The following is a 23,625-nucleotide window of genomic DNA, read 5'->3' as shown; positions in this document are numbered from 1 at the left end:
CCGATCCGGGTCGCGATCGATCAGGCGCTGGCGCTGGCCAGCTCCGGCAGCGGCGGGGTGATGGTCTGCTTGCGGATCACCACCTGCTTGTCGTCGTCGACATCCACCAGGCAGGCATCGCCCTCGCCGATCCGGCCGGAGAGGAATTCCTCCGCCAGGGAATCCTCGAGCAGGCGCATCACGGCACGGCGCAGGGGACGGGCGCCATAGCTGGGGTTGTAGCCCTCCTCCACGAGGCGCTCCTTGAAGGCCTCGGTGACGGACATGCCGATGCCCTTGTCCTGCATACGGGCGAAGACCTCCCGCAGCATGATCTCGGCAATCAGCTTCACCTCGTCGCGGGTGAGCTGACGGAAGACGATGATCTCGTCGAGACGGTTGAGGAATTCGGGGCGGAAGTACTGCTTGAGCTCCTCGTTGACCAGGGAGCGGATGCGGTTGTACTGGGTTTCCTCCACGTCGCCGCCGCCGAACTCGAAGCCGAGGCCGCCGCCGCCCTTCTCGATCACCTTCGAACCGATGTTTGAGGTCATGATGATCAGGGTGTTCTTGAAGTCGACCGTGCGTCCCTTGGAATCGGTGAGCCGGCCGTCCTCCAGCAGCTGCAGCAGCAGGTTGAAGACATCGGGGTGGGCCTTCTCGATCTCGTCAAACAGCACCACGGTGTAGGGACGACGGCGCACGGCCTCGGTGAGCTGGCCGCCCTCGTTGAAGCCCACGTAGCCCGGAGGCGAACCGATCAGCTTGCTGACGGTGTGGCGCTCCATGAACTCGCTCATGTCGAGGCGGATCATGGCGTCCTCGCTGCCGAAGAAGTAGGCGGCGAGAGCCTTGGTGAGTTCCGTCTTGCCGACGCCGGTGGGTCCGGAGAAGATGAAGCTGGCGATGGGACGGTTGGGGTTCTTGAGGCCGACCCGCGCCCGGCGGATGGCCCGGGAGACGGCCTTGACGGCCTCGTCCTGGCCGATCAGTCGCTGGTGGAGGGTCTCCTCCATGTTCAGCAGCTTCACCGACTCGCTCTCGGTCAGCTTCTGGACGGGCACGCCGGTCCAGGAGGCGACGATCTGGGCGATGTCCTCCTCGGTGACCAGGGGCGAGCGGCTTTCCTCGCTGGCGTCGTCGGCCACGGGGCCACCCAGCAGGGCCGGGGTGTCGGTCTCGCCGGAGTTGCCGGCGGGTTCGTCGTCGCGACGGGCCTGGAGGATCGTGCGGATCTGGTCGCGCAGCTCCACCTCCTTGTCGCGCAGTTCACCGGCCTTGGTGAAGTCCTGCTGGCGGACGGCGTCCTCCTTCTCCTTCTGGACGCCACGCAGCTGCTTGTCGACCTCCTTGGCCGCGGGCGGCAGCTTGGAGTTGAGCAGGCGCACCCGGCTGCCGGCCTCGTCGATCAGGTCGATGGCCTTGTCGGGCAGGAAGCGGTCGCTGATGTAGCGGTCGCCCAGGGTGGCGGCGGCGACGAGGGCCTCATCGCTGATCTTGAGGCGGTGGTGCTGCTCGTAGCGCTCCCGCAGCCCCTTGAGGATCTCGATCGTGTCGACGACGGAGGGCTCGCCCACCATCACCGGCTGGAAGCGGCGCTCCAGGGCCGCATCGCGCTCGATGTGCTTGCGGTATTCATCGAGGGTGGTGGCGCCGATGCACTGCAGCTCGCCCCGGGCCAGGGCCGGCTTGAGGATGTTGGCGGCATCGATGGCACCTTCGGCCGCGCCGGCGCCGATCAGGGTGTGCACTTCGTCGATCACAAGGATCACGTTCCCGGCGGAGCGGATCTCCTCCATGATCTTCTTGAGCCGTTCCTCGAACTCACCCCGGTACTTGGTGCCGGCCACCAGCAGGCCGATGTCGAGGGTGAGGACGCGCTTGTCCTCGAGGATGTCGGGAATCTCCCCCTGGGTGATCCGCTGGGCCAGGCCCTCGGCGATGGCGGTCTTGCCGACGCCCGGCTCACCGATCAGGACGGGGTTGTTCTTGGTGCGGCGGCCGAGGATCTGGATCACCCGGTCGATCTCGTTCTGGCGGCCCACGACAGGGTCGAGCTTGGACTCAGCCGCCAGCTGGGTGAGGTTGCTGCCGAACTCGTCGAGGGTGGGGGTCTTGGTGGAGCCCTTGCCCGAGCTGCCGGAGGTCACTTCGGCCGTCTCCCCCAGCATGCGGATCACCTGGGTGCGGACCTTGGCCAGGTCGACGCCGAGGTTCTCGAGCACCCGGGCGGCCACGCCCTCGCCCTCACGGATCAGCCCCAGGAGCAGGTGCTCGGTGCCGATGTAGTTGTGCCCGAGCTGGCGTGCCTCCTCCAGGGAGAGCTCCAGCACCCTCTTGGCCCGCGGGGTGAAGGGAATCTCGACGGCAACGAAGCCGGAACCGCGGCCGATGATCTTTTCGACCTCGACCCGGGCGTCCTTCAGGTTGACCCCCATCGACTTGAGGACCTTGGCGGCGACACCGGTGCCCTCGCCGATCAGGCCCAGCAGGATCTGCTCGGTGCCGACGAAGTTGTGGCCGAGGCGGCGGGCCTCTTCCTGGGCCAGCATGATCACCTTGATGGCCTTCTCGGTAAACCGCTCGAACATGGGGCGGGACCTGATGCAAGTGGAACCAACCTATCAGGATTGAAGGGCCGTGTGGGAGGTGGGGAGCACACTCCGCCGAAACCCACGTGCCGCAGGCGCTCAGACGAATCAGAACACAAACGAAACGCCAGGATTGACAAGGAATAGGTATAAGAATCTACGGTTATCCACACCCCTGTCACATTGTCAGGAGCCCAATGTCAGGGGCCCATGGCCAGGTTGACCCATTGGATCAGGGCGTCCTCTCCATTGCGGTAGTAACCATGACGGATGCCGGCGGTGCGGAACCCCAGGGCCCCGTACAGCGCGATCCCCGGGCCGTTGCCGGCCGCCACCTCCAGGGTGGCGCGGCTGGCGCCGCGCGCCCGGCCGGCGGCCATCAGTTCCTGCAGCACCCTGCGCCCCAGCCCCCGCCGGCGCTGGTCCGGCGCCACCGCCACGAGGGTGATGTGGAGCTCGTCGACGACGAGCCAGCCACTGGCCATGGCCAGCAGGTCGGGTCCCTGGCGCAGGCCCAGGCCCGGCCGGCCCTCCTCCTCCAGCTCCCGGCGCCACTGCTCCAGGCTCCAGAGACCGCCGAGGGCGGCCCGGTCGAGGGCCAGGCAGGCCCCTGCGTCAGCCGGGACGAGCGGAGACAGGGTCGGGGCGGGCAGCGGTGGCGGAGGAGGTGCCGGCACGGCCGTTGGACACGATCATCCTTACGATCAGACATCCTGACCCCACCGATGAACAGGCCGCCATGGTGACCAGCGCCTCCCCGGCGACCGATCCGGTCGCTCCCGTCCCCGCGGCGCCGATCGCCCCCGGGGGGCCCTTCGAGCAGGGAAGTGATCCCCTCAGCCCCAACCGCAACCTGGCTCCGCTGACCGCCCGCCTCGATGCCCTGGGCCGCCTGGAGGTGGGGGGCTGCCTGCTGAGCGATCTGGCCCGCACCTACGGCACGCCGCTCTACGTCCTCGACGAGGCCAGCCTGCGGACCACCTGCCGGGCCTACCGGGAGGCGCTGGCCGCCCATTACCCCGGGGAGGCCCTGGCCCTCTACGCGTCCAAAGCGAACAGTTCCCTGGCGATCACGGCCCTGGTGGCCTCCGAGGGTCTCGGCCTCGACGCCGTCTCGGCCGGGGAACTGCTCACGGCCCTGCAGGGCGGCATGCCCGCCGAGCGGATCGTCTTCCACGGCAACAACAAATCGGCCGAGGAGCTCCAGCTCGCCGTCGACCGGGGCGTGACGGTGATCCTCGACAACTGGAACGACATCGACCTGCTCGCTACCCTGGCGGCCGGACGGCCCGCGCCGGTGAGGGTGCTGGTGCGGTTCACCCCGGGCATCGAGTGCCACACCCACGAGTACATCCGCACCGGCCACCTCGACAGCAAGTTCGGCTTCGACCCCGACCAGCTGGAGGCCGTGCTGCGCCACCTGGCCGCCTGCCCCTGGGCGCGGGTGGATGGCCTGCACGCCCACATCGGCTCCCAGATCTTCGAGCTGGAACCCCACCGCGACCTGGCCGGGGTGATGGCCGAGGCCCTGTCCCTGGCCCGTTCCCTCGGCCACCCCTGCGGCGACCTCAACGTCGGCGGCGGCCTCGGCATCCGCTATGTGGGCTGCGATGATCCGCCGAGCATCCAGGAGTGGGTGCGGGTGGTGGCGACGGCGGTCGCCGAGGCCTGCGGCCTGCGCCAGCTGGCGCTGCCGCGGCTGCTGTGCGAACCCGGCCGCTCCCTCGTGGCAACGGCAGGGATGACGCTCTACACGCTGGGGAGCCGCAAGGAGATTCCCGGCCTGCGCACCTACCTGTCGGTGGATGGCGGCATGAGCGACAACCCGCGGCCGATCACCTATCAGTCGCTGTACACCGCGGTGCTGGCCGACCGGCCGCTGGCGGAGACCACCGAGGCAGTGACCGTGGCCGGCAAGCACTGCGAGTCCGGCGACGTGCTGCTCCATGACGTCCGCCTGCCGCTCACCAGCCCCGGAGACGTGCTCGCCGTGTTCGCCACCGGCGCCTACAACGCCGCCATGGGGTCCAACTACAACCGCATCCCCAGGCCGGCGGCGGTGCTCGTCCACGACGGTGTGGCCGAGGTGGTGCAGCGGCGCGAGCAGCCGGAAGACCTACTGCGCTATGACGTCCTGCCCCACCGGCTCCTGCCGGTATCCTGACGGCGTCAGGCGGCCACCCGTTGAACCGGCCTGCCCCTCCTTTGTGTTGTGATCTGGCTGCGGCTCATCGATTTCCGCCTGCTGCTGGATCTCCTGTTCGCTTCCCTGCTCGGGCTGCTCCTGTTGGGCCGGGTCACCGAAGCGCGCACCCTGTGGCTGTTGCGCGGCTATCTGTTCCTGGTGGCACTGGCCTGGTTCGTGCAGCGCTACGCCAACCTGCCGCTCACCAGCAGTCTGGTGGATGCGCTGGTGCTGGCCTGCAGCCTCGCCCTGGCGATCCTGTGGCAGGGGGAACTGCGGCGCCTGATGGAACTGCTGGGCACCGGACGCCTCGGCGTCCTGTTCGCCGACCGCAGCCGAGACCAGCTGGCATCGGGGTCGGTGAGCCTGCTCACCGAGGCGGCCGGCCGCCTCTCCCAGGCGCGCTGCGGCGCCCTGATCGTCCTCGACCTGGGCAGTGATCTGCGCCCGGAGGACTTCCTCAACCCGGGCATCCGCATCGATGCCCAGCTCTCCGTCGACCTGTTGCTCAACCTCTTTGCGGTGGACACGCCCCTGCACGACGGTGCCGTGCTGGTTCAGAAGAACCGCATCGTGGCGGCCGGGGTGATCCTGCCCCTCTCCCGCCAGGGCCTGAACCGCTACGGCACCCGCCACCTGGCCGCCATGGGACTGACCGAGCGCCACGACGGCTGTTTCTGCATCGTCGTCTCCGAGGAGACGGGTACCCTCTCGCTCGCCTCCCAGGGCCGGCTGGAGCGGCCGATCACCAGCAGCCGCCTTCACGACCTGCTCACCGACGCCCTGGCCTCCGCGCCCACAGGGCGTAGCGTGGCTGCGGACCCGCCGGAACATCGCGGATGAGTCGCGCCCTGGCGACCACTCCATCGTCCGATCCCGACCAGCTGCCCGCCCAGCTGGATCCGGCTCGGCTGCCCCGCCACGTGGCCGTGATCATGGACGGCAACGGCCGCTGGGCCCGGCAGCGGGGGCTGCCCCGGGCCATGGGCCACCGGGCCGGGGTGGAGGTGCTCAAGCGCACCCTGCGCCACTGCAGCGACTGGGGCATCGGTGCCCTCACCGCCTACGCCTTCTCCACCGAGAACTGGACCCGGCCCGGTGAGGAGGTGGCCTTCCTGATGGCCCTGTTCGAGCGCGTGCTCGCCCGGGAACTGGAAGCCCTCGAGCGCCAGCAGGTGCGCATCCGCTTCCTCGGTGATCTGGAGCCCCTGCCGGAGGGTCTGAAGGTCCTGATCACCGATGCCACCGAGCGCACGGCCGGCAACACCGGCATCCATTTCAACGTCTGCACCAACTACGGCGGCCGCAGCGAGCTGGTACGGGCGGCCCGCCGCCTCGCCGAGCAGGCGGCCCGCGGTGAGCTCGACCCGGCCCTCATCGACGAAGAGATCTTTGCCGCCGAACTGTTCACCGCCGGCGATGCCGACCCCGACCTGCTGATCCGCACCAGCGGTGAGCAGCGCATCAGCAACTTCCTGCTCTGGCAGCTGGCCTATGCCGAGCTGCACATCACCGAGGTGCTCTGGCCCGACTTCGACACCGAGGCCCTGCTGGCGGCGCTGCTGGATTATCAGGGGCGCCAGCGCCGCTTCGGCGGCGTCCATAACGGTGTGGAGAACGCCCCATGACCCTGCGCCACGACTGGTCCCGCCAGGAAATCCAGGACCTGCTCGACCTGCCCCTGATGGATCTGCTGTGGCAGGCCCAGGCGGTGCACCGCAGCGCCAACCCCGGCTACCACGTGCAGCTGGCCTCGCTGCTGAGCGTCAAGACCGGCGGCTGCGAGGAGGACTGCGCCTACTGCCCCCAGTCGATGCACCACCCCAGTGACGTGGCTGGCCGTCCGGAGCTGGCGGTGGAGCCGGTGCTGGAGCGCGCCATGCAGGCCAAGGCGGCCGGCGCCCACCGCTTCTGCATGGGCTGGGCCTGGCGGGAGATCCGGGATGGTGCCCCCTTCGAGGCCATGCTCGCCATGGTGCGCGGGGTGCGGGAGCTGGGGCTGGAGGCCTGCGTCACCGCCGGCATGCTCACAGGCGGCCAGGCGGCCCGACTGGCGGAGGCGGGACTGACCGCCTACAACCACAACCTCGACACCAGCCCCGAGCACTACGACCGGATCATCTCCACCCGCACCTATCAGGAGCGTCTCGACACCCTGCAGCGGGTGAGGAGCGCCGGCATCGACCTCTGCTGCGGCGGCATCATCGGCATGGGCGAGACGCCGGACGACCGGGCCGGGCTGCTGCAGGTGCTGGCCTGCCTGGATCCCCACCCCGAGAGCGTGCCGATCAATGCCCTGGTGCCCGTGGAGGGCACCCCGCTGGAGGACCGGCCTCCGGTCGATCCCCTGGAGCTGGTGCGCATGGTGGCCACCGCCCGCATCCTCATGCCCCACAGCCGGGTGCGCCTCAGCGCCGGGCGCGAGCAGCTGGGGCGGGAAGCCCAGATCCTCTGCCTGCTGGCGGGGGCCGATTCAATCTTCTACGGCGACACCCTGCTCACCACCGCCAACCCGGCGGTGGCCAGCGACCGGGAGCTGCTGCGGGCCGCCGGGGTGCGGGTGCAGCTGGAGGGGCAGCCCGCCACGGCCACCCCAACCGCTCCCGCCACCGCCATTGCCGGCCGCTGAGGGTGCAGGTCGCCAGCTTCTACCGGTTCGTCCCCTTTGGCAGCGAGGAACTGCCGCTCTGGCGGGCCCGGCTGCTGGCCCTGGGCAGCGAGGCCGGCCTGAAGGGCACGGTGCTGCTGGCCCGCGAGGGCATCAACGGCACGGTCTGCGGGCCGGCGCCCTCCGTGGCCGCCCTGCTGGCGCTGCTGCAGGCCGACCCGCGCCTGGCGGACCTGGAGGTGAGGCGCAGTGAGGCCACCGGAGCGGTGTTCCACCGCTTCAAGGTGCGCCTCAAGGAGGAGATCGTGACCATGGCCGAGCCCTCGGCCCAGCCGGCGCGGGGCACGGGAATCCCGGTGCCCCCCGGGCGCTGGAACGCCCTGCTGGACGATCCCGACACCCTGGTCATCGACACCCGCAACCACTACGAGGTGGCCCTGGGCAGCTTCGCGGGGGCCATCGACCCGGGCACCGAGCACTTCCGCGACTTTCCCGCCTGGGTGGAGCGGCACCTGCGGCCCCTGGTGGCCCAGCGGCGGCCGCAGCGTCTGGCCCTGTTCTGCACCGGCGGCATCCGCTGCGAGAAGGCCACCGCCCACCTGCTGAACCAGGGGTTCGAGGAGGTGCTGCAGCTGCAGGGGGGGATCCTCAACTACCTGGAGCAGATGCCGGAAGCGGAGAGCCGCTGGCACGGCGAGTGCTACGTGTTCGACCAGCGGGTGGCCCTCGACCACCGGCTGCAGCCGGGCGCCTACCACGTGTGCCATGCCTGCGGCCTGCCCCTGGCCCCCGCCGACCTAACCCTGGAGAGCTACGTGGCCGGGGTGAGCTGCCGCCACTGCATCGATCGCTTCACCACGGCCGACCGGGAGAGGTTCGCCGAACGCCAACGCCAGATGGGACGGGCGGACGCCTGCGGTGAGGCGCACATCGGCCGGGTGATGCCCGGCGTGGGCGGCTGAGCGGATGGCGCAGGCCCTGCCCATCCTCTACAGCTTCCGTCGCTGCCCCTTCGCGATCCGGGCGCGGCTGGTCCTGGCGTCGGCCGGGCTGAGGCCGGGGGTGGATCTCGAGCTGCGGGAGGTGCATCTGGGCCGCAAGCCCCCCGAGTTGCTGGAGGCCTCCGCCGCCGCCACCGTGCCGACCCTGGTGCTGCCACCGGACGCGGCCTCCACCCCCCCGGTGGCTGCCCGGGTGCTGCCGGACAGCCTGGCGGTGATGGCCTGGGCCCTGGAGCGCCACGACCCCGGCGACCTGGGGCGCCAGGGGGGCAGCGAAGCCGCTGGGCGGGACCGTGGCCGGATCGCCGCCCTGATCGCTGAGAACGACGGGGCGTTCAAGCACCATCTGGATCGCTTCAAGTACGCCCACCGCCATCCCGAGGACGACCGGGAGCAGCAGCGCGGGGCGGCGCTGGCCATCCTGCGGGGCTGGAGCGCGACCCTGGAGGCCGGCGGCTGGCTGGTGGGGGGGCGGCCGTCCCTGGCCGATGTAGCCCTGCTGCCCTTCGTGCGCCAGTTCCGGCTTGCCGATCCGGAGGGGTTCGACCGACAGGCGGATCTGGCGCCGCTGCAGGACTGGCTGCAGCGCTTCCTGCAGGGGGCCGATCTGGCCGCGGTGATGGCCGAGCCCTGGGCGCCACGGCGGCCCTGGCGCTCCGACGGTTGGATCTATCACCTGGCCCTGGGCGGCGAGTGGCGGGATGCCAAAGCCCGCGGCGTGTACGAGCGCTCGACCCGCGGCCAGACGCTGCAGGAGGTGGGCTTCATCCATGCCAGCGGTTCCCACCAGGTGGAGGCCACCTACGGGCGCTTCTACGCCGATGCGGAGGAGGTGCTGCTGCTGACCATCGACCCCCGGCGCCTGAGCGCGCCACTGCTCTGGGAGCCGGCACCAAACAGCGGCGAATGCTTCCCCCACATCCACGGACCGCTGCCCCTGGAGGCGGTGCTGGCCGCCGAGCCCTTCCCGCCGCCGCTGGCTGGCGCACGATGCTGACGCTGGAGGAGCTGGAGCGGCAGGCCCGGGAGCGCGGCCTGCTGCTGCGGCTGCAGGTGAAGGGGCTGGCGGGGGTGCGGGGGCTGCGGGTGGCTCTGGCGCGGCCCCGGGCGGAGCAGCCGCCGCTGCTGCTGGGGGAGCTCAAGGGCTGGTGCCTGCCCCTGGCCGATGGCCTGCGGCTCGACACGATGCGGGTGCAAGGGGAGCGCACCGCAGCCGTTGGACCGCTCATCTGGGCCGCCACCTTCGCCTGGGCCCTGGAGGAGACACGCTGCCGCTCGGCGCGCCTGCTGGCCATCCGCGATGGGGAGCGCCAGCACCGGCGGCTGGTGCGCTACTTCCGGCGGCTCGGCTTCACGCCGCTGCGGGAGCTGGGCGGCGGCCCGCTGGATCTGGCCCCGCGGCTGGTCTGGGGTGGGGCGGGCCTGCTGATGCTGGGCGACTGCGACGAAGGACTGCAGCGCAGCGCCCGCTGGCTGACGTCCATCCGGTGACACCTAGCGTTGGTTGCGAGTTTCGAACTGGACCATGGCCACCGCCTCCCTGACCATCAACAACCAGTCGGGAGGCAGCCTCTATTACTACGTCGTCGGGCCAGAATTCAGCATTCAGCCCATCCCACCCGGCCAGGCCAGCACCCTCTCGCCGGGCCTGAACACCCTGGCGATCGAGGCCGCTCCTCAGATGAGGATTTACGTCTCGAGCTCGGCCACGCTGTTCGCCAACCCTGGCCAGGAACCGATCGGCTGGAACATCATAGCCCCCTTCTCCTTCTACGAATACACGATCGATGGCAGCGGCTTTTCCGCTGACATGTCCTACATCGATGACTGGGCCTATCCGATCCAGACCAACATCACCGACAGCAGTGGAAGCGTCCACAATTTCGGCTTCCTGAACGCGGCGGCGATCGCCATGGATTTCGCCGCCCTGCCGCCGGGCGGATTCGTCACCAGCGCCGCCTCGGGGAAGGGTGTCGGGACGGCATCGAATCTCTGGGATGCCCCGAACCGGCGATTCGTCGGCCCGATGCGGCTCTGGCAGCAGCAGGTGATCATGGCCAATGCCGTTCAGTTGGGGCAACCGGCCTACTGGCCGCCGAATGCTCCCGCGGGCTGGGTCCAGTTCCTCAAGGAGGTGCCCTACGGGCCCTCCCCCTTCGGCTACCCCCGTTCCGCCGGCGCCAGCAGCCTCAATCCCCAGCAGACCTATCCCGCCTTCGGTTTCGACTTCTCCACCAACACCTCCTGGACCGCCATGAATGGCAAGCAGGGGGGGCTGGTTCCCCAGCCAACGGGAGAACAACTCTATGCCCACAACTGGAATGTATGGAACTACGGCTACACCGACGCCGACCCCAGTGCGGACAAACCGAATCCGAACTATTCTTTTGAATTGAATGCGTACACGTCCATCCTCCGCTCCCAGGCGGCGCGGGAGAAGGCGGCCGGCCGACTCCCCGACACCGCCGGAACATCACCGACGGCCAGCAACCCGAACTTCGTCGGCTTCTATACGGCGTCCAAGGACGACTACTACGGCACGTTCACGGTCGCCGCGATCGCCAATGTCAGCCTCACCATCGGAGCCTTGGCCCCGTCCAGCATCGGCACCAGCGGCCATGACGGCATCGTCGGCACTGGCGGCCCCGACATCCTCTCGGGTGGCTACGGAGCCGACTGGCTGGCGGGTGCCCCCCTGGCCCCGAACTGGTCCGCACCGAACAACTTCCGCGACCTGGCGTTCTTCGCTCTGCCCGGAGTGCCGGCCCAGTGGAAAGGTCTGGTGGGCGGTGGCCGCGATACCTTCGTTTATGTCCGGGCCGACAGCAGCCTCAGCAGCCCCCAGCGGCGCGATGTGATCACCGACTTCGCCGCCGACGACAGGATCGATCTCTCGAGGGTGGACGCTGACAGCCGCCGCGCTGGCGTTCAGTCCTTCACCTGGATCGGCTCCAGGGCGTTCTACGGGGAGGCGGGCCAGCTGCGACTGGAGCAGAACCGCCGGCAGAATCACGCCCTCCTGCAGGGAGATCTCGACGGCAACGGCAGCAGCGACTTCGAAGTGATGCTCATGGGGCCGGTCCAGTTCTCGGCCTCCAACCTGATCCTCTCCTGACCCCTGAGCGGGACAGCTGAGGGGCTCCGCGCTGGGCACCGAGCGATTCCGGCGGGGCGACAAGGGCAACGGCTACTGCCTCTGGAGCCTGGCGGCGAATCCCGGAAACATCGCCGTGGCGTGGACCCGGGGTCGGATCATGCGGCGCTGGTGGCTCGCTTCGAGATCGGAGGGGGATCGGAAGAATCCTTGCGGGCGCGGTTGCGGTTGCGTCGGCAGCGCTCGGAGCAGTGGCGCACCTGGTCCCAGACATCCTTCCACTTTCTGCGCCACTGGAACGGTCGTCCGCAGACCGGGCAGAGCTTGGTGGGGCGATCCAGGTGTTGGGGCATCCGGCCAGGGAGCTGGGCACACCAGCCTGACAAAAGCGAACCCGCTCCCGTGACACGATGGAACCAATGGCTGACCCCAGCTTCTATCGGATCGGCCGCACCGGCCCGGCGATGCGTGTGGCGTCGGCCGAGGAGGCTCTGAGCACAAGCGAAGCGGACGGATTTGCCTGGCTGCATTACCGCGAGGCCAGCCGGGACGAACTGGACCAGCTCGTCGGTCTGCTGGGCCTGCACGCGCTGTCGATCGAGGATTGCTTCGATGATCATCAGATTCCCAAGATCGACGAGTTCCCTGACAACACCTTCATTCTCTTCAATACGTTTCTGTACGACCACGGCGTCCTGGAGGTGGGTGAGATCAACCTCTTCCTCGGTCAGCGATTTCTGGTCAGCATCAGCCATCTGGATGCCAGGCATCGCTCCTATCTCGATGGGGTGGAGAAGATGGTGGAGAGGGGGATCGAGGAGGCCCGCCAGGGTCCGTCCCACCTCATGCACCTGATCCTCGATCAGGTCGTCGATCAGAAGTTCGTGGCCATCGAGGCCCTCGAGGATGAGCTGAATGGAGTGGAAGAAGCCCTGATGGCGGATCCGGCGAGTTTCCAGCCAGCCGAGCTGATCCGTTTCCGGCGCTACCTGCTAAGGCTGCGCAAGAGCCTGTTTCATGAGCGGGAGATCCTCAGCAAGATCTGCCGGGGCGATTTCCCCTTGGTGTCGAAGAAGGCGATCTACCACTATCGCGACATCTACGACCATCTGGTGCGGTTCTACGAGGTGACCGAGTCGTACCGGGACATCGTCACCAGCCTGATGGAGATGTATCTGTCGATGCTCAACAATCAGATGGCCAAGGCCGCCAACGACACCAACGCCACCGTCCGGCGCCTGACACTGATCACGACGATCTTCATGCCGCTGACCCTGCTGGCGGGCATCGGCGGCATGTCCGAATGGACGATGATCACCGGCCCCCGCAACTGGCACATCTCCTATCCCGCGTTCATGCTCGCCATGGTCGTGATCGGCTTCGCCAGTTACCGCGTGCTCAGCCGCCTGGACCGGAATCCAAAGGCGACACGGCGCACTCAGTTGAGCCGGCGCTGGCGGGCCTGACGGCGGGAGGCGGCCTGGACCGTCCTGAGCTCGGCGGCCTCCTCCAGCAGCTCACCGGAGAGGGACTCCAGATCATCGGCCGCCTGCTGGAGCCGGGCGCTGAGTCGCAGGCCCTCATCGATCGACTGGCCATAGGCCTCACTGGCCTGATCGATGGCCGCGAACAGCTCCCTGAATTCCTCGGGAGGATGGGTGTCCCAGTCGGGATAGGCGGCCGCCGCCTGCTGGAGCACCTCCAGGGCAGTACACCAGCTCGCCTTGAGGCGGAAATCGAGATGGCGCAGGTCCTGGTTGGTTCGCTTGAGCTCCCGGGTGCTGGAGACTCCGGCCAGGGCCAGGACCTCGCGCTTCAGCTCGGTGATGGTGGGCGGCTTCGGTCGGACCGGTGCGGAGCGGGGGGATGGGGGTCTGGCCATGGGCCTAATCGGCCAGGCCGAGGCCCAGCTGCTCCCCGGCCCGGAGCCGTTCAAGCTCCCCGCGCAGCTGCAGGTTGGTCTGACGTTCGGCCCTGAGGGCCCGCTGCAGGGCAACCAGCTCCTTCTGCAACTGCAGCTCGGCCCTGGACTGCTGCTGCTCGGAGCGAAGCGCGGCATTTTCCGCCTCCAGGGCCTGGAGGCGGGCTTCGAGGCGATCGATCTTGATCTGCTGGCCCCGCAGCGCCTGCTTGAGCTTCTGGAGGAGGGCGCCAAGCCGGGAGCGTTCCTTCTGCTCTCCTGCGAAGAAGGAATCAGCCCGCTCAGCCCAGCACCCCTCCCAGACGAATCAGGGCACCCACCACCACAAAGGCGATGGCCAGGGCGGTGATGGCACAGATGTGCCAGGCCAGGCCGCTGAGATTGGCGTCGCTGAGGTTGGGAATCAGGCGCAGCCGGGCCCTCGGCAGCACGCCTAGGTCCAGCACCAGATGGCCGCCGGTCCACACCGTGGCGGCCAGGGCGTGGACGATCACCAGAACGGGGAAGGGGGAGATGGCCTCGACGCAGGAGCAGCTCCCACCTTGGTGGCGCGGGCACTCCGACACGCGAGGGCCGGACGGGGCCGTGGGGCCCAAGATCTGTAGCAGGAGATACAGTTGAGGTGAGAACTCCAGCGGCAGGACACCTCCCATGGCCAGCGGTTGCTTTCCCCATCAGTTCGAAGGCAGCTTCTCCGCCTTCAAGGAGCGGCAGCTGGTGTTTGCGCTCACCCGACAACTGGCCGACGCCCAGTTCCGGCGGGGCGACCGTTCCCGGAGCGAGCGCCTCTGGCAGGAAGCCGCTGCGGAGGCCATGGACCCCGAGCGGATCACCCGGCTGCTTTACGGCGTCCACGACCATGACGACGTGGCGGCGATGGAAGCGGTGGATCGCCCCTTCCGCGAGCGGCAGCGGGAGGCCCGGCGTCGCGCCAGCGGCCCCCTGGCCCGGCTGGCCCGCCTCACCGGCCGTCGATCGGCACGGACGTCACGGCCGCACCGATCGGCGGGGTCGGGCCAGATGCCCCTCGCAGGCTCCGGCCGCTGAGCCCGCCGGCCCATGGACAACAGTGAAGCAGCGGAACAGGAGCAGCTGGAGAGCTTTCTGGCCCACGCAGCAGCTTCCGGGACGTTGCGGGCCCGGTTGGGCGGGTTGGATGCCTACCAGGTGGTGGCCATCGCCGCCGAGGAGGGGTTCCATTTCGGCGTGACCACGCTGCATCGGGCCGTCTGTACCGGCTACGTGATGCGCAGGCCCCGCTGATCGGGAGCTTCAGGACACGAAACGGCCGTAGAGCCAGCGCACGAAACCACCCAGCAGCGGCACCGGAGCAAAGGTGGGGCCGACGAAATCGAAGTAATCGCGGTGCTCGACGATCCGACCATCGGCGCCGAAGCGGAGGCCAGTGGTGCGGGGTAGACGAACTCGATGCCCTTGATCTTCAGCCCCATCGTCCACTCCACGAAGGCGGTGTCACCGCTCAAGGCCACGGCCCCTGGCACCAGGACCACATCGTCACAACGCCGCAGGAGACCTTCCTGGGCCGCGATGTAGGCCTCGAGGCCCTGACGCTCCTGGGTGGGGTCCTGAAAATGGACGTTCGGGTCGTAGACGGCTCGCCACTGCTGCTCTGTAGGCCCCGGTGCGCCGTAGGTCTTGGTGAACAGAGCCCGGAGCGCATCTTCTGCCAGCGGCGGCTGCAGCACGACGGTCATGGCTTCAGGCGGCGGCCGGCCGTGGACGGTTCAGGGCCAGGGCCAGGCCGCCGAGGGCCGCCAGGCCCAGGGCTCCGGCGGCGGCCAGGAACACCAGGGTCTGCAGGGCCAGCAGGAACAGACCCAGGGCCGAGGCTGCCTTGATCTGCACCCTGGCCTTGATCAGCAGGGTGAGCAGCAGCAGCACCGTGGCCTGCAGGCCGGCCATCCTGGCGGCCGTGAAAGGGCAGAGAGGCAGCGGCATCAGGGAGAACCGATCAGAAGCAGAAGGGCAGGAACTGGGTGCGGCAGGCGGCGTAGCCGTCGGTCAGGGCGCCGAGGCCGATCTGATGGGCGATGCCGGAGCCGGTGATGGCTTCGGTGAGCACACCGATTACCAGACCGATCATGGCGGCCCGGCCGTTGAAGCGTTCGACGCGCTTGAGCTGCTCCATGTGGATGGAATGCTCACTGTCGCCCTGGAAAGCGTTGGCGGTGGTGTCGGTCATGGGTCAAACAAGGGGGGACGGGAAGGGAAACGCTGGGCCGTCGGGCGATCAGCCCAGGCCGATCTGGGAGAGGATCCCCTGGCCGGTGAGCAGTTCGGTGCCGAGGCCGATCACGAAGCCGAGCATGGCGAGACGGCCGTTCCAGGTTTCGGCGAAGGCGACGAAGCCGAAGCGGGCGGAGGAGTCGGACATGTGTGTTTCAGTTTGTTTCGCGAATTGTAACAGCTTGTAAACGTTGGCGTCAAGTTCGGCCCCATGGGCTGGTAGCTGCGGCCCCGGTACCATCGAAATCTCCCGCGGCCCGGTGGATGTCGAGCGTCTCCCTGCCGGCCGAACTGATGCGGCGCTACCGCCGGCTGTTCCGGTTCTACGACCGCGACGGCGACGGCCGCCACACCTTGGAGGGTGACTTCGAACCGGTGGCGGTGCGGATCGCGCGGCGCTGGCAGGGCCGGCCCAGCCGCTTCCCCGATCTGCTCGGGCTGCTGCTCGACACCTACCGGCACGAGAACACTCGCCGCGACCGCAACCACGACGGCACGGTGGATCAGGAGGAGTTCGTCGCCTCCCATGGCCGCGTCTTTGACGCCTTCCAGAGCGATCCCCGGGCCGCGCGGGAGTTCATGGCCCGATCCGCCGGCGGTTTCTTCGATGTGCTCGACCTCGATGGCGATGGCCAGCTCGACGTCGACGACCTGGCCGCCTTCGCGGCCGCCTACGGCCACACCACCGCCGGCATCGCCGCCAACCTCGATCGGATGCTCGCCGGCCTGGGGCTGCCCCCCGGCCGCCTGCCGCGGGAGGCCTTCCTGACGCTGGTGGAGCAGTACTGGTTCGATCCCTCACCGGAGGCCCCCGGCCGCCATCTGTTCGACGGGGTGGGCCTGAATCCGGCGGCGCTCGCTCCCTAGGCTCGGCCGGGGTATCTGGATCCGGTCGAGCCATACCTTGATCTCGAGCACCCCTGGCTGTCGGAGTGGCTGGTGGCCTGGCCGATCTTCGCCAGCGGCGAGCTGCCATGGGAGTCGGCGCTGAGCGTGCGGGTGTTCACCCTGCCTGTCCTGCTGGTGCGGGGGGGCGATGGGCGGGTGTCGGCCCCCTCGATGCCTGCCCCCACCGGCTCGTGGCCTTTTCCTCTGCGGGCAAGCCGTCGTCGGTGAAGGGGTCGGTCGTGCGCTGCCGGTACCGCTTCCAGGAATTCGATCAGGACGGCCGCGGGGTCGTCATGGGCCACCCGGGCGGGGAGGTTCTTTCGTAACTCCTCGGCCTTCGCCTCGTCTGAGGGGGACAGCGGGAGCAGGCGCTGGTGGCTCGGGAGGGCCAGGGCAGCGGCAAGTCGGTGGTCGGCTCGGGCATGGAGGCAAGCCAGGGACATTGGCTGTTGGTCGTGAGGTGATCGGCGCTGTCCATGGCGGCATCGGATCCCGACGCCTTTCCGCCTTCAGGGTCTCTGCGCGAACGGGCTTGATGAGCCCACTCCCTGGCGGTGGCTAAGGAAGCGGCGGTGGCAAGGGCGGCGGTGAGTCTCTGCGCGCCCTGGGGGCGGCCAGCTTCTGCTGACGGGGGCCCAGCATCTGAGCTAGCCCGGCGATGCGCTCGGCGGGCGGCTCGGGACCCAGGCTCCACAGGCTCTCGAAGTAGAAGAACGCCACCCCCAGGCCCCTGGCGCGGTTGGCGGCCAGCTTCTGGGCCATCAGCGCCAGGGGGGTGGGGCGGTTGCGCTGGCCGCTCAACACGGCGATGGCGGTGGGGATGCGCTGGCGGGCCTCCTGCACCTCCGGCCGGCTGAGGTGAGGGTGGTAGCTCTCCAGATCGGGGCGGTAGATCTGCACCAGCAGTTCATCGGCGATGCCGCGCCGCACCCAGGCGCGCCAGTCCTGCAGCTGAAGCTTGTAGGCGAAGTCGTAGTAGTTGGGGGAGATCGAGATCAGGGCGCCGGGGCGGGCGGCCCGCACCGCCCGGGCCAGCTGGTCGAGGAAGGCGGTGATCCGGTCAGCGCGCCATTTCACCCAGGCCGGGTCCTCAGGGTTGGCCGGTGGATCCCTTCCGGTCTCCTTGCGGTAGAGCGCCGTGGTGAAGGGGTCGTAGCCGAACTCCCGCGGCAGGCTCATGTGGTCGTCGAACTGGATGCCGTCGGCGCCCCAGTCATTCACCAGCTCCAGCACAAGGTCGGTGATCAGCTGCTGCACCTCCGGCCGGAAGGGATTGAGCCACACCACCCGGCCGGCGGCACTGGTGGAGGTGAGCCCGCCGTCGCGGGTCTGGGTGAGCCAGCTGCGGTGCCGCCGGGCCAGCGGCGACTCCGGTGGCGCCATGAAGCCGAACTCGAACCAGGGGATCACCTTGAGCCCGCGATTGCGGCCGGCGCTGATCAGCTCGGCCAGGATGTCCTGCCCCTGCAGGCCGCGGAAGGTGAAGTCCTGCAGCTGGCGCGCCTCGCTCACCCGGCTGGGGTAGTAAGCGAAACCGCCGTTCCAGACCACCGGATAGAGCCGGTTGAAGCCCAGCTCCGCCAGCTGATCCACGGCAGCCTGCATGCGGCCGCGGTCCCGCAGCACCGGCATGTCGTTGGCGGTGAGCCACACCCCCCGCAGTTCCTCGGGCTGCCCCTGAACCGTCGCTGGCGGCTCCTGGGCTTTCACGGGCGGCGTCAGCAGCGGCAGGCTCGCCAGCACACCCGACAGCACCCCGGCCAGCAGGCCCCCGCAGAGGACCAGGGCGGCCCGGCGAAGGGGGCCGTGTCGGTTCAAGCCGGCCATGGCATCAAGGGATCGGCGCTGCTGTGCCCTCCACGATGGGGCCGGATCCGTCCTGCAGCGGCCGGGCTCCGCCGGGCGATCAGGTGGCGCCACGGGCCCGTTAGGGTCCGCGGGCGTCATGGCAACCGTGATGGGCCTGCTCGTGGACGGAGTCTGGAAGGACCAGCGGTACGACACCGGCAGCAGCGCCGGCCGCTTCGAACGCTCACGGGCGGCCTTTCGGAACTGGATCACCCCGGACGGATCGGCCGGTCCGAGCGGTGAGTCCGGCTTTGCCGCCGAGGCCGGTCGCTACCACCTCTACGTGTCACTGGCGTGCCCCTGGGCGCACCGCACCCTGATCGTGCGCGCCCTCAAGGGGCTGGAGGATCTGATCCCGCTCTCCGTCGTGCACTGGTTCATGGGCGAGCGGGGCTGGACCTTCCAGGGGGGGGAGGGGGAGGTGCCGGATCCGAACGAGGGCGCCGAAGCCCTGCACCAGCTGTACACCGTGGCCGATCCCCACTACAGCGGCCGGGTCACCGTGCCGGTGCTGTGGGACAGGCAACGGCGCACGATCGTGAGCAATGAATCCTCCGAGATCCTGCGGATGTTCAACAGCGCCTTCGATCACCTGGGTGCTCGGGAAGGGGACGTCTATCCCGCGGCGCTGCGCGAGGAGATCGACCGCCTCAATGAGCGGATCTACGCGACCGTGAACAACGGGGTGTACCGCTGTGGTTTCGCCACCAGCCAGGAGGCGTACGAGGAGGCGCTGGGTCCCCTGTTCTCCACACTCGACTGGCTGGAGGGGCACCTGGCCGGCCGGCGCTATCTCCTGGGATCGGCGATCACCGAGGCGGACTGGCGCCTGTTCACCACCTTGGTGCGCTTTGATCCGGTCTACGTGGGGCACTTCAAGTGCAACCTGAAACGGCTGGTGGATTACCCCCACCTGTTCGCCTACACCCGCGATCTCTACCAGGTCCCGGGGGTGGCGGAAACCGTGAACATGGCGCACATCAAGCGCCACTATTACCAGAGCCACACCATGCTCAACCCCACCGGCGTGGTGCCGGTGGGTCCGCTGATCGACTATCTCCTTCCCCATGGCCGGGAGCATGTGTGAGCCGCAGATCGGCCGCCATCAACACCAATAAGAAATGTGGGACCCCTCCGGCGCACTCTGACGTGCCACTGAGACTGGGCCCCAGATGATGGCATCAGGACAACGCGAATGGCAGATTCCGAACGGGGCCGAACATTCAACAATATCGTCTCAGGCATCGCCGCCATCGCCGGCACCATCGGCCTGATCGTCGCCACGATCACTTCCAATGAGGTCAACAAGCTGTCGCAGCAATCACGTACGGCGGGACTGGTTGGTGATCTCACCGATAAACTCACATCAAAGCAACTTGGCAGAGACATCTCCCTGCTGGCCATCGAGCACATGCTCAACACGGAGCCTGGGAAAGACAAGGCACCGAGGGACAAGTTACTGCTCGCACGAATCTCGATTCTGCTGATTGAGGGGTCATCCGGGGAAGAGTCGATCAATGCCCAGAACAACAATTCCCGCCATGCGTCCGCCACCCAGACCCAGTTCAACCATGGTGTCGACCAGGCCGCGAGGGTGCTGAATCGTCTGGTTCAGAGTTCCGGCGAAGCCTGCAATGACTACTACCAGCAACAGGTGTTCAATCTCCATCTGAAACTTGGTGGCCAGGATCTGACGCCGGCCGCTGACATCCAAGCCGATTGCGGTGAGGCCGGGGCGCTGGCGATCGAAGCGCTGCGCAAGCAGGTGGAAGGCAAGGACAGCAATGGCGAACAGTCGGTCAGCGTCTCCCAGCTGGCCCAGGACCCGATCATCGATCCGAGGCTGGTGGCGGGCTCCCTGGCCCAGGCCAGGGTGGTCAACCAACTCAATGCCGTCAGGCTCGAAACGGCTCGGGCCAAAAGTGCCTACACCGAACCAAGTCTGGCCGTCGTCACCGTCCATCTGGACAATCCGTCCATCGCCGAGCAACTGAAACCCATCCTGGTCCAGCTCTCCGCCAAGCGCTGGTACATCGTCTCTGGCGTGCGCGTCGTGGAACCGTCATCGAGCAGCTGCGGGCCGTACAACTCCGTTCGTTTCTTTCACAAGGCCGACAACGACTTGGCCGAGAAGCTGATCGCCCAGATCAACGCCCTCAAAACAACGTCGCCATCTGTCCGCGCCCTTCTTGCCGGAACCGGCAATACGAAGCCGGGCATCTCTCCCATCGACCTGAGCACATGGAGGTACGCACGCTCCGTCCCCCAGGGCACCGTGGAACTCTGGCTGGCCTCCAAAGGAACCAGCTGCCAGTCGGCGGTGGGCCCCACGTGACGGGGTCAAAGTGAGAGGTGGCCAGCCATCCCGCACCCTTGGATCGCCCCCTGCTGCTGAGCGCCGCCGGCCTCGAGCGGCAACTGGGGGATCGGCTGCTCTGGAGTCGGCTGGATCTCGCGCTGGCCGGCGGTGATCGCCTGGGGCTGGTGGCACCCTCGGGGGCGGGCAAAACCTTGCTGCTGCGCACCCTGGCCCTGCTCGATCCTCCGCAGGCGGGAACCTTCCACCTGCTGGGGCGCCCTCCGGCGGCGTGGGGTCTGCCTCGCTGGCGGTCCATGGTGCTGTACCTCGCCCAGCGGCCCGTCGCCGGTGGGGGAACCGTGGCGGCGAACCTTCGCTCACCCTGGCGGTTCCGGGAGCGGCGCGGGCGGGGTGGATGGAGCTACGAGCGCATCACCGGCTGGCTGGCGGCCCTGGGGCGCGATCCCTCGTTCCTGGACTACGACGCCGAGCGGCTGTCCGGCGGCGAGCTGCAGCTGCTGGCCCTGCTGCGGGGCCTGCAGTTCGATCCCACCGTGTTGCTGCTGGATGAACCCACCGCCTCCCTGGACGGGGCCACCACCGCCGCCGTCGAGACCCTGCTGACCGACTGGCTCACCGCCGGTCCGCGCGCCTGCGTGCTCATCAGCCATGACGGCGAGCAGATCGGGCGCTTCGCCACCCGCACCCTGGAGCTGCAGCCATGACCCCCTCGAGCGCCGGCGCCCTGACGATCAGTGATGGCCGCCTGGCCCTGTCCGCCCTGCTGATCCTGGTGAATGTGGGGCTTTCGGCGGCGCTGCGCCTGGGCCTGTCCCGCAGCCTGCTGGTGGCGTCCGTGCGGATGGTGGTTCAGCTGCTGCTGGTGGGGTTCGTGCTCGAGTGGCTGTTCCACCAGGACCAGGCCCCCCTGATCCTGCTGGTGGGGGCGGCGATGGCGATGATCGCCGGGGTGTCCGCCGTCCAGCGCACCCGGCACCGCTTTGCCGGCATCTACCTCAACAGCCTGCTGTCGGTGATGGCCTCCTCGGCGCTGGTCACGGGCCTGGCGGTGTCGGGGCTGATCCGGCCCGAGCCCTGGTACAACCCCCAATATCTGATCCCGCTGCTGGGAATGGTGCTGGGCAACACGCTCAACGGCATTTCCCTGGGACTCGATCGCTTCATGGAAGGCCTGCGCAGCGGTCGCGATCAGGTCGAAACGGATCTGGCCCTCGGGGCGACCCGCTGGGAGGCCTGCCAGACGGTGGTGCGCGACGCCATCCGTGTGGCCATGATCCCGACGATCAACTCGATGATGGTGATGGGCCTGGTGAGCCTGCCCGGGATGATGACCGGCCAGATCCTCCAGGGGGCGGCGCCGGCGGCGGCGGTTCGCTACCAGATCGTGATCCTGTTCATGATCGCGTCGGCGACGGCGCTGGGGGTGTTCGGCGTTGTGGGCCTGGCCTACGGACGGCTCACCAGCGCCGACCACCAGCTGCGGCTCGATCGACTGGTGCGGGCGGACGGGGCGGGGGTACGGCGATGGTGACGCGACGGGAACTGCTGCTGGGGGCCGGCGCTGCCGCGGTGGCTGGGGGCGGTGGGATCTGGGCCCACAGGAGCCGCAGGGGCTCGATGGAGGCGTACAACGCCGCCGTCGCCGCCATGCGCCGAAGGCCCGCCCTGGCTCCGCAGACCCTCGATCTGATCCGTTACGCCAGCCTGGCGGCGAACGGACACAACACCCAACCCTGGCTGTTCCGCCCGGACGGCGACGGGATCACGATCCTTGCTGATCTCCAGAGGCGCACCCCCATGGTCGACCCCGACGATCACCACCTGTATGTGTCGCTGGGCTGCGCCGCGGAGAACCTGGCCCTGGCGGCCGGTGCCGCCGGCCGTGCCGGGGCCATGTCTTTCGATCCAGTCGGCGACGGCAGCGTGCGGTTCCACTACGGGACGGGCAAGGGCGGCGATCAGGCCCTGTTCGAGGCGATCCCCCGGCGGCAGTCGACGCGGGCCGACTACGACGGATCGGGCGTCGAGGCTGGCGATCTGCGCCAGCTGAGGGCGGCGGCCTCGGTCCCGGGGGTGGCCCTGATTCTGGTGAGCGAACGGCCGGCGATGGCGAGGCTGCGGGATCTGATCCTGGCGGCCAACGCAGCCCAGATGGGCGATCCGGCCTTCGTGGCGGAGCTGAAGCGGTGGCTGCGGTTCAGCCCGAACGCCGCCCTGCGCAGGGGGGACGGGTTGTTCAGCGCCGCCAGCGGCCAACCCCCCCTGCCGGAGTCGCTGGGGCCCTGGCTGTTCGATCGGGTCTTCACCGTCAAGGCCGAAACGGCCCGCTATGCCCGGCAGATCGCCTCCGCCGCCGGGATCGCCGTTTTCGCCGGCGCCGAAGCGGACCCAGCCCACTGGGTGCAGGTGGGGCGGGCCTGCCAGCGCTTTGCCCTGCAGGCGACGGCCCTCGGCCTGAGCTGCTCCTTTCTCAACCAGCCGGTGGAGGTGCCGGAGTTCCGCGCCGATCTGGCGGCCCTGGTGGGTCTGCCGGGTCGGCGTCCGGACATCGTCCTGCGCTTCGGGCGGGGAACGCCGCTGCCCTTCTCGGCCCGACGACCGCTCGCGGCGGTGATCCTCTGAATGGACTTCTCGGGGACTGCCGGAGATCAGCCCTGCAGGTCGAATGGCTGGAAGAACCCTCCAATGCCCACTCCCGCCCAGGGGAGACGGCCCACCGTTTCAGTGTGGTTGCCATAGGGTGGCATCAGCGCTGCCTCTGAGTTGAAACAGATTGTCGGGCCACTGCGTAGGGCATCCATCTATGGCGTCATCAGCTATCTGGGTCTTGTTCTGATCAACAACTCGGAGCTGAACCTTGCCAACATGTGGATTGCCTATCTTCCGATGTTTATCGGTGTCTACGTGGTGACTCAATGGTTGGATAAGAAGTTTGGGGACTGA

The 23,625-nt window shown here is 68.5% G+C and carries 29 protein-coding genes and 1 pseudogene; 19 read left to right on the top strand and 11 right to left on the bottom strand.

Features of this window, described 5'->3' with window-relative positions; translation table 11 throughout:
• Positions 1-20: 20 nt before the first annotated feature.
• Both CYAGR_RS00980 and CYAGR_RS00975 read right to left on the bottom strand, forming a co-directional pair.
• Complete coding sequence (locus CYAGR_RS00980) at positions 21-2,570, bottom strand: ATP-dependent Clp protease ATP-binding subunit (RefSeq protein WP_015107874.1); 2,550 nt, start codon at positions 2,568-2,570, stop codon at positions 21-23.
• A 200-nt stretch (positions 2,571-2,770) separates the two neighbouring features.
• A complete protein-coding gene (locus CYAGR_RS00975) occupies positions 2,771-3,247 on the bottom strand; it encodes a GNAT family N-acetyltransferase (RefSeq protein ID WP_015107873.1) in 477 nt (158 codons plus the stop codon).
• A 62-nt stretch (positions 3,248-3,309) separates the two neighbouring features.
• Between CYAGR_RS00975 and lysA the strand changes: the two genes are divergently transcribed.
• From lysA to CYAGR_RS16255, 8 genes are read left to right on the top strand one after another with little or no spacing between them, the layout of a single operon-like run.
• On the top strand, positions 3,310-4,734 hold the full coding sequence (gene lysA, locus CYAGR_RS00970; protein WP_015107872.1) for a diaminopimelate decarboxylase: 1,425 nt from the start codon (positions 3,310-3,312) through the stop codon (positions 4,732-4,734).
• A 48-nt stretch (positions 4,735-4,782) separates the two neighbouring features.
• Positions 4,783-5,598, top strand: a complete 816-nt coding sequence (gene cdaA, locus CYAGR_RS00965) for a diadenylate cyclase CdaA (protein ID WP_015107871.1) — start codon at positions 4,783-4,785, stop codon at positions 5,596-5,598.
• Complete coding sequence (locus tag CYAGR_RS00960) at positions 5,595-6,383, top strand: undecaprenyl pyrophosphate synthase (protein WP_015107870.1); 789 nt, start codon at positions 5,595-5,597, stop codon at positions 6,381-6,383. Before cdaA ends, CYAGR_RS00960 begins: the two co-directional genes overlap by 4 nt.
• Complete coding sequence (gene bioB / locus CYAGR_RS00955; RefSeq protein ID WP_015107869.1) at positions 6,380-7,384, top strand: biotin synthase BioB; 1,005 nt, start codon at positions 6,380-6,382, stop codon at positions 7,382-7,384. The genes CYAGR_RS00960 and bioB overlap by 4 nt, the downstream gene beginning before the upstream one ends.
• On the top strand, positions 7,381-8,325 hold the full coding sequence (gene trhO, locus CYAGR_RS00950; protein WP_043325276.1) for an oxygen-dependent tRNA uridine(34) hydroxylase TrhO: 945 nt from the start codon (positions 7,381-7,383) through the stop codon (positions 8,323-8,325). The genes bioB and trhO overlap by 4 nt, the downstream gene beginning before the upstream one ends.
• Positions 8,326-8,329: 4 nt before the next feature.
• The gene (locus CYAGR_RS00945) at positions 8,330-9,361 is read left to right on the top strand and encodes a DUF952 domain-containing protein (RefSeq protein ID WP_015107867.1); all 1,032 of its coding nucleotides are present in this window, start codon (positions 8,330-8,332) and stop codon (positions 9,359-9,361) included.
• Positions 9,355-9,855, top strand: a complete 501-nt coding sequence (locus tag CYAGR_RS00940) for a hypothetical protein (RefSeq protein ID WP_015107866.1) — start codon at positions 9,355-9,357, stop codon at positions 9,853-9,855. The genes CYAGR_RS00945 and CYAGR_RS00940 overlap by 7 nt, the downstream gene beginning before the upstream one ends.
• 34 nt (positions 9,856-9,889) lie before the next feature.
• Positions 9,890-11,479 (top strand): M10 family metallopeptidase C-terminal domain-containing protein, encoded by a 1,590-nt coding sequence (locus CYAGR_RS16255; protein WP_015107865.1) that lies wholly within the window; start codon positions 9,890-9,892, stop codon positions 11,477-11,479.
• Positions 11,480-11,616: 137 nt separating this feature from the next.
• On the opposite strand, the gene CYAGR_RS16750 is transcribed toward CYAGR_RS16255, so the two are convergent.
• A complete protein-coding gene (locus tag CYAGR_RS16750) occupies positions 11,617-11,811 on the bottom strand; it encodes a DUF2256 domain-containing protein (protein ID WP_015107864.1) in 195 nt (64 codons plus the stop codon).
• Positions 11,812-11,877: 66 nt separating this feature from the next.
• On the opposite strand from CYAGR_RS16750, the gene CYAGR_RS00930 reads away from it, so the two are divergent.
• Positions 11,878-12,924: a magnesium transporter CorA family protein gene (locus CYAGR_RS00930; RefSeq protein ID WP_015107863.1), complete on the top strand. Its 1,047-nt coding sequence runs from the start codon at positions 11,878-11,880 to the stop codon at positions 12,922-12,924.
• Here CYAGR_RS00930 and CYAGR_RS00925 read toward each other — a convergent pair.
• The 3 genes from CYAGR_RS00925 to CYAGR_RS00920 all read right to left on the bottom strand — a co-directional run bounded on the left by CYAGR_RS00925 (position 12,897) and on the right by CYAGR_RS00920 (position 13,873).
• On the bottom strand, positions 12,897-13,340 hold the full coding sequence (locus CYAGR_RS00925) for a hypothetical protein (protein ID WP_015107862.1): 444 nt from the start codon (positions 13,338-13,340) through the stop codon (positions 12,897-12,899). The two genes, CYAGR_RS00930 and CYAGR_RS00925, sit on opposite strands and share 28 nt — an antisense overlap.
• Positions 13,341-13,344: 4 nt before the next feature.
• Positions 13,345-13,470: a hypothetical protein gene (locus CYAGR_RS19360; protein ID WP_281104592.1), complete on the bottom strand. Its 126-nt coding sequence runs from the start codon at positions 13,468-13,470 to the stop codon at positions 13,345-13,347.
• A 190-nt stretch (positions 13,471-13,660) separates the two neighbouring features.
• Positions 13,661-13,873, bottom strand: a complete 213-nt coding sequence (locus CYAGR_RS00920) for a hypothetical protein (RefSeq protein ID WP_043325275.1) — start codon at positions 13,871-13,873, stop codon at positions 13,661-13,663.
• A gap of 157 nt (positions 13,874-14,030) precedes the next feature.
• Between CYAGR_RS00920 and CYAGR_RS16250 the strand changes: the two genes are divergently transcribed.
• On the top strand, positions 14,031-14,426 hold the full coding sequence (locus CYAGR_RS16250; protein WP_015107861.1) for a hypothetical protein: 396 nt from the start codon (positions 14,031-14,033) through the stop codon (positions 14,424-14,426).
• A 12-nt stretch (positions 14,427-14,438) separates the two neighbouring features.
• Positions 14,439-14,642, top strand: coding sequence for a Nif11-like leader peptide family natural product precursor (locus CYAGR_RS00910; protein WP_015107860.1), 204 nt, complete (start codon positions 14,439-14,441; stop codon positions 14,640-14,642).
• A gap of 9 nt (positions 14,643-14,651) precedes the next feature.
• Here the strand turns inward: CYAGR_RS00910 and CYAGR_RS00905 are convergent.
• From CYAGR_RS00905 to CYAGR_RS00890, 4 genes and pseudogenes are all read right to left on the bottom strand, one after another.
• Positions 14,652-15,094, bottom strand: a pseudogene (locus CYAGR_RS00905) (nuclear transport factor 2 family protein).
• Between the two features lie 4 nt (positions 15,095-15,098).
• A complete protein-coding gene (locus tag CYAGR_RS00900; RefSeq protein WP_015107858.1) occupies positions 15,099-15,338 on the bottom strand; it encodes a hypothetical protein in 240 nt (79 codons plus the stop codon).
• Between the two features lie 13 nt (positions 15,339-15,351).
• On the bottom strand, positions 15,352-15,582 hold the full coding sequence (locus CYAGR_RS00895) for a hypothetical protein (protein ID WP_015107857.1): 231 nt from the start codon (positions 15,580-15,582) through the stop codon (positions 15,352-15,354).
• A gap of 48 nt (positions 15,583-15,630) precedes the next feature.
• Positions 15,631-15,774, bottom strand: a complete 144-nt coding sequence (locus tag CYAGR_RS00890) for a chlorophyll a/b-binding protein (RefSeq protein ID WP_015107856.1) — start codon at positions 15,772-15,774, stop codon at positions 15,631-15,633.
• A 116-nt stretch (positions 15,775-15,890) separates the two neighbouring features.
• Between CYAGR_RS00890 and CYAGR_RS00885 the strand changes: the two genes are divergently transcribed.
• Both CYAGR_RS00885 and CYAGR_RS17990 read left to right on the top strand, forming a co-directional pair.
• Entirely contained in the window at positions 15,891-16,493 is a 603-nt protein-coding gene (locus CYAGR_RS00885; RefSeq protein ID WP_015107855.1) for an EF-hand domain-containing protein, read from the top strand.
• A gap of 72 nt (positions 16,494-16,565) precedes the next feature.
• Positions 16,566-16,742: a hypothetical protein gene (locus CYAGR_RS17990; protein ID WP_156818333.1), complete on the top strand. Its 177-nt coding sequence runs from the start codon at positions 16,566-16,568 to the stop codon at positions 16,740-16,742.
• 330 nt (positions 16,743-17,072) lie between these two features.
• Here CYAGR_RS17990 and CYAGR_RS00880 read toward each other — a convergent pair whose 3' ends face one another.
• Positions 17,073-18,341 (bottom strand): glycoside hydrolase family 10-like protein, encoded by a 1,269-nt coding sequence (locus CYAGR_RS00880; protein WP_015107854.1) that lies wholly within the window; start codon positions 18,339-18,341, stop codon positions 17,073-17,075.
• 130 nt (positions 18,342-18,471) lie between these two features.
• Between CYAGR_RS00880 and CYAGR_RS00875 the strand changes: the two genes are divergently transcribed.
• The 6 genes from CYAGR_RS00875 to CYAGR_RS00850 all read left to right on the top strand — a co-directional run bounded on the left by CYAGR_RS00875 (position 18,472) and on the right by CYAGR_RS00850 (position 23,625).
• Positions 18,472-19,449 (top strand): glutathione S-transferase family protein, encoded by a 978-nt coding sequence (locus CYAGR_RS00875; RefSeq protein ID WP_043325272.1) that lies wholly within the window; start codon positions 18,472-18,474, stop codon positions 19,447-19,449.
• A 108-nt stretch (positions 19,450-19,557) separates the two neighbouring features.
• Positions 19,558-20,697, top strand: coding sequence for a hypothetical protein (locus CYAGR_RS00870; RefSeq protein WP_015107852.1), 1,140 nt, complete (start codon positions 19,558-19,560; stop codon positions 20,695-20,697).
• Between the two features lie 38 nt (positions 20,698-20,735).
• Complete coding sequence (locus tag CYAGR_RS00865; protein ID WP_015107851.1) at positions 20,736-21,386, top strand: ABC transporter ATP-binding protein; 651 nt, start codon at positions 20,736-20,738, stop codon at positions 21,384-21,386.
• Positions 21,383-22,213 carry an ABC transporter permease gene (locus tag CYAGR_RS00860; protein WP_015107850.1) on the top strand — a complete coding sequence of 277 codons (831 nt, stop codon included), beginning with the start codon at positions 21,383-21,385 and terminating at the stop codon, positions 22,211-22,213. The genes CYAGR_RS00865 and CYAGR_RS00860 overlap by 4 nt, the downstream gene beginning before the upstream one ends.
• Positions 22,207-23,304, top strand: a complete 1,098-nt coding sequence (locus tag CYAGR_RS00855; RefSeq protein WP_015107849.1) for an Acg family FMN-binding oxidoreductase — start codon at positions 22,207-22,209, stop codon at positions 23,302-23,304. Before CYAGR_RS00860 ends, CYAGR_RS00855 begins: the two co-directional genes overlap by 7 nt.
• A gap of 141 nt (positions 23,305-23,445) precedes the next feature.
• Positions 23,446-23,625, top strand: coding sequence for a hypothetical protein (locus tag CYAGR_RS00850; protein ID WP_015107848.1), 180 nt, complete (start codon positions 23,446-23,448; stop codon positions 23,623-23,625).

It is taken from the genome of Cyanobium gracile PCC 6307 (assembly GCF_000316515.1).
GTDB classification, from domain to species: domain Bacteria; phylum Cyanobacteriota; class Cyanobacteriia; order PCC-6307; family Cyanobiaceae; genus Cyanobium; species Cyanobium gracile.
This window is presented reverse-complemented; position numbering and strand designations above follow the sequence as displayed.